General features: G+C 36.9%; 6 protein-coding genes and 3 pseudogenes. 7 read left to right on the top strand and 2 right to left on the bottom strand.

Annotated elements, in window-relative coordinates:
* Positions 1-350 (bottom strand): annotated as a pseudogene (locus AXW61_RS17805) (IS6-like element IS1008 family transposase); the annotation flags it as partial.
* A gap of 257 nt (positions 351-607) precedes the next feature.
* Between AXW61_RS17805 and AXW61_RS17495 the strand changes: the two are divergent.
* The 7 genes and pseudogenes from AXW61_RS17495 to AXW61_RS09670 all read left to right on the top strand — a co-directional run.
* Positions 608-867: pseudogene (locus AXW61_RS17495) on the top strand (transposase); the annotation flags it as partial.
* 310 nt (positions 868-1,177) lie between these two features.
* Complete coding sequence (locus AXW61_RS09705; RefSeq protein ID WP_062034163.1) at positions 1,178-1,711, top strand: fimbrial protein; 534 nt, start codon at positions 1,178-1,180, stop codon at positions 1,709-1,711.
* Positions 1,712-1,788: 77 nt separating this feature from the next.
* Positions 1,789-2,520 carry a fimbria/pilus periplasmic chaperone gene (locus AXW61_RS09700; protein WP_062034162.1) on the top strand — a complete coding sequence of 244 codons (732 nt, stop codon included), beginning with the start codon at positions 1,789-1,791 and terminating at the stop codon, positions 2,518-2,520.
* Between the two features lie 65 nt (positions 2,521-2,585).
* Positions 2,586-5,162, top strand: a complete 2,577-nt coding sequence (locus tag AXW61_RS09695; protein WP_062034161.1) for a fimbria/pilus outer membrane usher protein — start codon at positions 2,586-2,588, stop codon at positions 5,160-5,162.
* Positions 5,159-6,184, top strand: coding sequence for a fimbrial protein (locus AXW61_RS09690; RefSeq protein ID WP_062034160.1), 1,026 nt, complete (start codon positions 5,159-5,161; stop codon positions 6,182-6,184). The genes AXW61_RS09695 and AXW61_RS09690 overlap by 4 nt, the downstream gene beginning before the upstream one ends.
* Positions 6,185-7,523: 1,339 nt before the next feature.
* Entirely contained in the window at positions 7,524-7,838 is a 315-nt protein-coding gene (locus AXW61_RS09675; RefSeq protein WP_062034157.1) for a hypothetical protein, read from the top strand.
* Positions 7,839-7,958: 120 nt separating this feature from the next.
* Positions 7,959-9,293, top strand: a complete 1,335-nt coding sequence (locus AXW61_RS09670) for an ISNCY family transposase (RefSeq protein WP_062034156.1) — start codon at positions 7,959-7,961, stop codon at positions 9,291-9,293.
* Positions 9,294-9,380: 87 nt separating this feature from the next.
* Here the strand turns inward: AXW61_RS09670 and AXW61_RS17205 are convergent.
* Positions 9,381-9,662, bottom strand: a pseudogene (locus AXW61_RS17205) (helix-turn-helix domain-containing protein).
* Between the last annotated feature and the right edge of the window lie 426 nt (positions 9,663-10,088).

Raw genomic sequence — 10,088 nt, 5'->3', positions numbered from 1 at the left:
CAATAGGCTGATTTACTGTTCCGTCTAGCGGAAAGGTAAAAGTCAATCGTATGACCACGTTGATCAACTGCACGATACAGGTAAGTCCATCGCCCCTTCACTTTGATATAAGTCTCATCCATATGCCATGAATGTAAATCTGTAGGATTACGCCAATACCAGCGTAAGCGTTTTTCCATTTCTGGAGCATAACGCTGAACCCAACGATAAATTGTGGTGTGGTCAACATTCACACCTCGTTCAGCGAGCATTTCTTGAAGTTCACGATAGCTGATGCCATATTTACAATACCAACGAACAGCCCAAAGAATGATTTCACCTTGAAAGTGCCGACCATGGAAGGGATTCATCTGCTGTATCTCGAAATAAATAAGATATTTAGCTTATCATGTCAGCCTATTTGCAACAGTGCCACATCAGCTACAAAAACTCTCCAAAGAAGACTTACAGCAGGCTGTTTTAAATGAGGTTAAATAACTTACATAAGTTATTTAACTTACTCATTATTAATATCTAAGCATTGAGCAAATTGTCTCTCTTAACTAATGAAAGCAGCTTTGTTGCAAAAACCGACCTCTAAAAGCTTATTCAACAATATAATTCTAAGATGGATAAGCCCACAGCTAAAACTCACTGTATAAACAATTGGGTCACCAACAATACAGCTTTAATTAATCGTGGAAAATAACATTTGCTTTTTATTCAAAAACTTAATGGTACACTCAACCAAAAGACAAACATAGTCAAAATCAAACTTATTCCGACACAGCTATTCAATACTGTTTAATGATCAAATCTTTATTTCATCTTTCTTTGCTTCTGGTCACAGGCTCTGTTCAAAGTCCCATTAAACAGTGTGGTCTAAATTAGGCAGCTCCAAATATCAATGATACCCAAGTTGTAATTTAAATTTGAGTAGCTATTGGAATTTTTAAATCCTTGTGCAACAAAGCCATATAAAACCTATCGATGTGTAAAAATAGCTAAGTCATTAATATAATTAAGAAGAAATTTACAGTAGTTTTAAATTAAGAATAAGATTTAAATTAATCAAAAAGTTAACATAATTTTAAAAAAATGAGTCGTAATTTGCATTTATCTTTAATTTTGTCTACAATTTGCGCACCAAACTGGTACATTATCAACAATTACCCTCATCTTTTCGGGAAGATTTTGAATGAAAAATATTACAATTATCGCAGCTGTAACCATGTTAGCTATGAGTGCAGCAAATGCAGCAGATGGTACAATTACGATCAACGGATTAGTAACAGATAAGACATGTGACATCGTTACTCCCCAAGGTAAAGACTTCACTGTAACTTTACCTACAGTTTCTCGACAAACCCTTGCTAAAGTTGGTGACGTAGCTGGCCGTACTCCGTTCACCATTCAGCTCGATAACTGTTCAGAAGGTAAGGTTGCTACTTATTTTGAACCAGGTGCTACTGTTGATTTCACAACTGGCCGCCTAAATAACCAAGATGCTAGTGGTGCGAAAAACGTACAAGTTCAACTGTTAGGTTCAAATAATCTATTCATTCCATTAAAAGCTGCAGGTGCAAATGGCGCTCAAGAAAACTCTCAATGGGTTGATGTTGCTGACCAAGGTTCTGCAGACTTGAACTACTATGCTGAATACTATGCAACTGATGCTTCTACAGCAGGAAAAGTAACAACTTCTATTCAATATACAATTATTTATCAATAATTTATAGCGTATAGCTGAGAGCTTGTGCTGCTATTTGCATAAGCTCACTTGTTAAGATTTGTTTGAGAAAATATATCATGCACTTTAAGTCATCCCTTTTCAAAACTGCACTTTTAGCTTGTTTTGTGCCATTTACTGCAACAAATGCCGAGATTATTATTCATGGCACACGTGTAATCTACCCTTCAGATGCTCGTGAAATCACTTTACAAGTGAGCAATAATGGTAACAAACCTGCACTTGTACAAGCTTGGATTGATGAAGGTGATGCGAAAAGTACTCCAGACCAATCTCAAGCCCCTTTTATGATTACTCCCCCAATTTCACGGGTAGATAGTCAAAAAGGCCAAACTTTAAGAATTTCAGCTTTACCAAAAACTGCAAACTTATCTCAAACTAAAGAAACCTTGTATTGGTTGAATATTTTAGATATTCCTCCCAAACCTAGTGCAAAAACTACAAATGACGTACCAGATAATTTCTTACAATTAGCAATCCGCTCGCGCATTAAGTTTTTTTATCGCCCAAATGAAATTAAAGGGGATTCTGGTGCTGCTCCCTCTAAACTTCAATGGACAGTGTTAGGTGACCAACTTAAGGTAAAAAATCCTACGCCATTTCATATTACATTGACATCTATCAATCAGAACAACGCTGGTCAGCGCACAGACTTAATTAAAGAAGGTTTAATGCTAAAACCTTTTTCTGAGGACAGTATCAAGTTGAAAGGAGGCAATACCTCCCAAATGGTTTTCACCAGCATCAATGACTACGGTGGTCGTGTGGAGTTACCAATTCGTGTGCAATAACACGATTCAAAAATAAGTAAATTTACTTAAAACACACCTATTTCAATTAATAGGCGGACATCTTCATGCAAAAAAAACAACAAAGTCTTAAATGGGTTAAACATCACATTAGCTACTATATTGCGTTTGGTGTTATTACACTCAGCATGCCCGCACTTGTTCATGCATCAGAAACAGAAGATAAAGTAAGTGTTGCAGAAGAAGCAGAATTTGACTCCGCTTTTTTAATGGGTGATGCCAAAAAAATTGATATTGACCGCTTTAAATTTGGTAATCCAATTTTACCTGGTGAATATAGCCTAGATGTTTATGTGAATGATAATTGGTTTGGTAAACATCGTATGGTATTTAAGGCTTTAGATAATAAAGAAAATGCCTTTACCTGTTTTACTCAAAAAAACTTAATTGAATATGGTGTTAAACCAGAGGCTTTAATTCAACAAAATGAAGCACTCAACATCAACCCTTGTCAAAAAATTGAACAATGGGTTGAGGATGCATACTACGAATTTGATCAATCTAAATTGAGAATAGATATTTCAATTCCTCAAATTGTGATGCAGAAAAATGCGCAAGGTTATGTCGATCCAAGTGTATGGGATCGTGGTATTAATGCGGCATTTCTTTCTTATAATGCCAGCGCATTTAAAACATTTGATCAAATGCAAGGACATCAAGAACGAACCACTGCATTTACCTCAATTAATGCGGGTGCCAACCTAGCAGGCTGGCAATTCCGCCACAATGGTCAGTGGCAATGGCGAGACCACGATCAAGATAATAACGATGCATCAACAAATAAACAAAGTAGCTATGATGCTGTTAGTACTTATGTTCAGCGTGCTTTTCCCAACTACAGAGCCGTCCTAACTTTAGGTGATAGCTATACTGATGGTGAAATTTTCGACTCATTTGGCTATCGCGGTGCTGACTTCTCTAGTGATGACCGTATGCTACCAAACAGCATGCTGGGTTACGCACCACGTATTCGAGGAAATGCCAAAACACATGCAAAAGTGGAAGTACGCCAACAAGGTCAACTCATTTATCAAACAACTGTCGCCCCTGGCAGTTTTGAAATTAATGACCTCTATCCAACAGGCTTCGGTGGTGAACTAGAAGTATCCATTTTAGAAGCTAACGGTGAAATTCAACATTTCAACGTACCTTATGCATCTGTAGTACAAATGCTCCGACCAGGAATGAGCCGTTATTCAATCACCACAGGGCAATTCCGAGATAACGATATTGACCTTGATCCATGGATTATTCAGGCTAAATACCAAAAAGGCATTAACAACTATATTACTGCGTTTACGGGTGTGCAGAGCACAGAAGATTATAGAGCTGTGACTTTAGGAAGTGCTTTTTCAACTCCAATTGGTGCAGTTTCGCTAGACGTCACACACTCACAGGCAGACTTTAAAAAACGTGACAATGAAATAGGACAAAGTTATCGATTAAGTTACAGTAAGCTCATTAACCCGACTAATACTAATTTAACATTAGCAGCTTACCGTTATTCAACCGAGAATTTTTACAAACTTCGTGATGCATTAATAATTCAAGATCTCGATGAAAAAGGGATCAGTTCAAGCTATGTTGGCAAACAGCGGAGTGAGTTTCAAATCACATTAAACCAAGGTTTGCCGAATAAATGGGGGAATTTTTATGCTACGGGCTCATGGAGTGATTACTGGAATCGTCAGGAGACAACACGACAGTATCAAATAGGTTACAGCAATACCTATAGCGCTTTAACGTACGGACTTTCCGCGACTAGACGTACTGTTGAAGACACGGCAACAAAGCTGATTACCAATGATACGGAATATATGCTGACATTATCACTGCCATGGACATTCAAAAAGAATTCAGTCAATTTAAACTCAATCACAACTCGTGACAGCACAACGGTCGGAATGAGCGGCCTACTTGGTGACCGATTCAATTATGGGGCTTCTATTACTGACACCTATGGCGATAACCCTAGTATGAACATGAATGCTCAATACCGTACCAATTTTACTACAGTGGGTGGCTCATATAGTATTTCTGATCAATATCAGCAAGCTATGCTTTCTGCACGAGGCAATATTGTTGCACACACTAAAGGCATTTTACTTGGCCCAGATCAAGGACAAACCATGGTCTTAGTCCATGCACCTGATGCAGCAGGTGCAAAAGTCAATAATGCAACAGGCCTAACGGTAAATAAGTCTGGCTATGCTGTCATTCCATATGTTACGCCTTACCGTTTAAATGACATCACACTAGATCCTCAGAACATGTCATCAGATGTGGAACTTGAAGAAACCAGTCAACGTATTGCACCTTATGCAGGGGCGATTACTCAGGTTAGCTTTGCAACTAAAACAGGTAAAGCCATTTATATTCATGGACTAACGCCTGAAGGAAAAACGCTACCATTTGCAGCTGAGGCATATAATTCAGACGGAGAGAATATAGGTATAGTCGCTCAAGGTAGTATGGTTTACATACGTACTAATCAAACAGCCGATACGATTACCGTAAAATGGGGCGATGACATCAGTGAACAATGTCGTATTGAATATAACGTAAGTAAGCAAGCTTCGAATGAAAAACTAAAAATGATTACTACAGAGGGTATTTGTCAATGAAACTTAAAATTGTAAATACACTGTTACTGTTGATTGGCACAATTTCAATAAGCGAAGTTTATGCCTCTTGTGATCCAGAAAGAGGTTTTAAATCACAAGATGTGAGCATGGCGGTCGGACGTGTAGTTGTAAGACCAAGTGATGCTGTAGGTAGCGTACTTCGAAAAGCAACCTTCCCTATTTCTTCTAATGGCTCAACAATATATTGTGATTGGTGGAGTCCACCCTCAGCTATTAATGCAATACTAACTCAAAACTATCCCATAAGTTCTGTTGGAAGCTCAGTTTATAGCACCAATATTCCTGGCATCGGCATACGATTATATCGTGAAGCTGAAGGAGCTTCAGGTTTCTCAGGTTATTATCCGTATAGACGAGCACTCCAACAAGGCAAAAGATACTCATTAGCCGATGGCTATTTTGTCGTCGAAATTGTAAAAACAGCACAAACGACAGGCTCTGGTACGCTCGTGCCTGGACGCTATAGTAGCTACCATATAGATGAATATCCCAACAAACCGCTATTAACCAGTACTGTATACGGCAATGCCATTACAATCGCATCTTCTTCATGTGAAATTCAAGGAAGTATTAATAAAGTAGTGCAATTACCCACAGTAAATAAAGCTGATTTTAAAGGTATTGGATCAACACAAGGCGAGCAAGTATTTGATCTCAATATTTTATGTAATGGTGGAAAAAACCCGACAGGATATGAAGAAAGTAATAAAATTAGCTTAAGTTTTGACTATACATCTTTAGCAAATACCAATAATCAAGTCCTTATGAACACAGCCCCAATTAGCACACGTGCAAAAGGTGTGGGCACACAAATCGTTTGGGATTATCAAAAGCAAAATAAAGTGATTGCTAAGGGGGATAAATTAACTCTTGGCACTCTAAGCTCAAACCAAACTCTCCAATACAGTGTTCCAATGAAGGCTCGTTATTATCAAACTGAACAAACTGTATCACCAGGGACAGTCAGAGGAATGGCAACCGTCACAATAGAATACGATTAATAGAACTACATCACAATTTATATATTTTTTTTATAAGTTAAGGATTTTCTTGTTGCTTTTAATAATATAGATATGTATTTTTTAACTAAAACATCTCGGAACGGGGAAAAGAGATGATGTTAAATAAGTATATAACTATTATTTTCACAATTTTTTTATGCAGTGGCAGTGAACTGAGTTATGCACAAAAAATTAACTTTCAGGGCTCTATTTCAGAATTTACCTGTAATCACAATAGCTCCAATAAACTTTGTAAAGATATTCAAAAAAAAATTGAAAGTATTAAATCACAAAAGGGTTATCAGAGTAATGTAACTTCAAATAATTCAAATTCTGTTGCCAATATCACTATTACTCATACAGACAAATCACATAAAGTTATTGTTCTAAGCTATCACTAATTTTTCATAAGATAGTGATCCTAGCCCAAATAATGAACATACAGTCTCTCTGGTGAGAGTGTAAAGTTACCTTTGGGTCTATATAAACATGGCTAAAAGTCTTTAACTAAGAATTCATTTACGAGGTAAAGGCTCAGCTAATTGACTTTATGGCTGTAAGTTATGTTGTGTGAAATTGTCAGAATGGCTTGATCTAATGGACATACATCAACTATCAAAATAGTTGAACAGTTAACCGACGGATTGCAAGAAAAACTCTGCGCCAATCGTGAGACTATATTAACCATGAACTTAATAGCAAACTGAAAGTTCAGGATGTTTATTTAGTGACTTATCATCATAGAATTAATCCGATGATTAAAACTATAGAGGCTTCGGTTAAATATTATTCAACTTATTTATTATCAACATATTCGATCAGAATTTTATACACACTAATTCTGTCTTTATACAATGTTTTTTTTATAACCATATCAATCTCAGCCTTGCTCCAATTATGTTTTCTAGCTCTACAAATAAATGAAGACTGTAAAATGAATGAATGTTCACCTTTCCTCAAATAAAGGTTTTTAACTTTTTTAGCCATAAAAACAATAAACTCAATAATTCCAAGTAATATCCAGCTATATGAAGCATAAAATATCACTTCAAAAATAATAAAACACACACTTTATTAAGGATAAGTAATAAATATAGTAAATATTTAACTTTTTCTAAATAGACCCACACCATATAGAATACACATAAACTATACAGATCTGTATATTTTTTATTGAAAAGTATACAAAAACTATCATATAATGTGATCAATGTAACTTAATTTCTGGTGAGATCTTATTTTAAGATCTCGTTCTCCACACCCAATTTCTCTTCCCCAAGGGAAATTGGTTTTTTTTAAAAGCTTAAATATAAAGATACTTTAAGGTTAGAAATATAAAATGAAAATTTATGAAATGATTTTTCATAAAGGAGTTTATGAGAAAACAAATTTATTTTATAAAATAAATAACAAGTGTTCACGAAAGCATTTTATTGAACAGATAAGGTTAGAAATTAATAATGAGCTGAATAATTTTAAGATAAAGTGTGACTCAGATCATAAAAATGATTTATTATCATTGCTTAATCTTGTTCATAAAGAAAGTCACATTGATATTAATAATATGGCTAAAGATTTTATACAGAACTCAAATGCAGAAATTGATCAATATGTTTTTTTAGAAATAAAAGAACATGACGTTTTAAGTATTTAACATAAAATCTATTATGTGAATAAAAAATGTTAGAACCCATTTAAAGTGTCTATATTCTCACCAATAAAAATGTCTGGTTTATGATGATTTTTATCACCATGGACTGGATATAAAATATAGATGCTGATCACTATGTCTGACAAAGAAATTCAACGTCTTGCAGTTCTGCAAGACGTTCGAGATCATCGTATTACCCAAGTCCGTGCTGCTGAAATCCTGAATCTTTCCACCCGTCAAATTACCCGGTTATTGCAGAAGCTCAATCAAGATGGTGTTTCAGGCATGACGCATGCCAGTCGTGGTCAACCGGGCCATCATCGCCATGACGATTTATTAAAATCGCAATGTCTTTCCATTATTTCTGAACATCTGCTGGGCTTTGGACCTACCTTGGCGCATGAGAAGCTCAGCAGCATGTTTGACCTGAATATCCCGGTAGAAACGGTTCGGCGCTGGATGACTGCAAATGACCTTTGGATTCCGCGATCCAAACGTCTAAAACGCCCATGCCAGCCACGCTATAACCGTGATTGCTTCGGTGAGCTGATCCAGATTGATGGCTCATATCATGACTGGTTTGAAGGAAGAGCCACCAAATGCTGTTTGCTGGTTTATATCGATGATGCTACCGGCAAGCTGTTGCATCTACGCTTTTGTGAGGCTGAAACGACCTTTGACTATATGCTTTCAACCCGAGCCTACATTGAGCAATACGGCAAGCCCTTGGCCTTTTACAGCGATAAACACTCGGTATTCAGAGTGAACCAGAAATCGAGCCAGGACAGCAAGATCACGCAATTTGGCCGGATTCTGAATGAGTTAAACATTGATATTATCTTTGCCAACTCACCACAGGCTAAAGGTCGCGTAGAACGCGCGAATAGAACCCTTCAAGACCGTTTGATCAAGGAGATGCGTCTGGAAGGCATCAGTTCAATTGCCGAAGCCAATGCCTGGTTACCCTGCTTTATTGAGCATTTCAACCAGAAGTTCGCCAAGTGTGCGCGAAATTCAAAGAACTTACATCGTCCGCTAACAGAGTCTGATGCTGAGCTGGAGGATATATTCACCTGGCAGGAACCGCGTAAGGTCACCAAGAACCTGACGATTACCTATGACAAGTGTATTTATCTGCTTGAACCGACAGAGCTGAATCATAAGCTTGTTGGGCAATACATTTCATTTCTGGAGTACCCGGATGGCACTGTGGCGATCATGCATGAAGGACGGAAGATCAACTATAGTGTCTTCAATAAACTGGCTGGACTACAGCAAAATGAGATTGTTGAGAATAAACGGTTAGGTTCAGTCCTGGCGCATATTCAACAGCAGCATGAAGAACTAGAAAAACAGAATAAACGTTCCCGGGCCAAGAAAAGTATGCCAAGTCGTAAAGCTCAGAAAGCTGTTGTTGAACAAAGAAACTTAAATCCTGTGCTTGACTCTTGTGGTTAAAAACAGGACATTTTAAATGGTTTATCGCATAGACATTTTAATTGGTGAATAACAAAAAATGGGAGCTTATAGCTCCCATTTTTATCGTTACACATTGAATTCTATATGTTTTCCTGTTGGAAGATCTACATCAATACGGAGCTTTCCACCCATCGCTTCAACATATTTTTTCATGGTCGAAATCTTAAGGTCATTGCCACGGTTTTCAATTGCTGAAAGAGATGGCTGTTTGACTCCAAGGATTTCAGCCAATTCTTCACGAATAAGATGGATCTGAGTTTATAAAAGTAGCTCATCAGCTATTTTCTGAATACGTACTTGATTCTCTGGAAAGCGACTAACCAATAATTCCTGTAAGGTCTTAACCATTAGATCACAATATGTCGAGCCTTTTTACATTGGGTTGTGCGTTATACCGTTAGAGTTCGACCCATTCCTTGAGCAATTTTCTTATTCTTATTTTTGGAAACATCCCGTTCCCTTATTTCTCATCATAGGACTAAGATTTTAGTTATCCAATCCGCAAGTTTTCTAAATTTATGTACGCTTTGGCTTACAAAGTTGGCCTATTTTATCCCAAGAGTTGTCCGCAGAAATTGGGGATTATTTGTGAAGTGTGACCATTGAGAAATCAGGAAAAAACGCAAAAATGAATGTTTTTTGATCAATTTTATTGGCTAAAAGTTACAGATTTGCTTAATAAAAAGCCGACTTGTTTCCAAGTCGGCTTTTTAGGTTTTGCGCCCTAATTTTTTATAGCATAACTTCTTGAAATATAAAACTATTTTTAGATGC

The organism is Acinetobacter sp. BMW17 (assembly GCF_001592855.1).
GTDB lineage: Bacteria > Pseudomonadota > Gammaproteobacteria > Pseudomonadales > Moraxellaceae > Acinetobacter > Acinetobacter johnsonii.
This window is presented reverse-complemented; position numbering and strand designations above follow the sequence as displayed.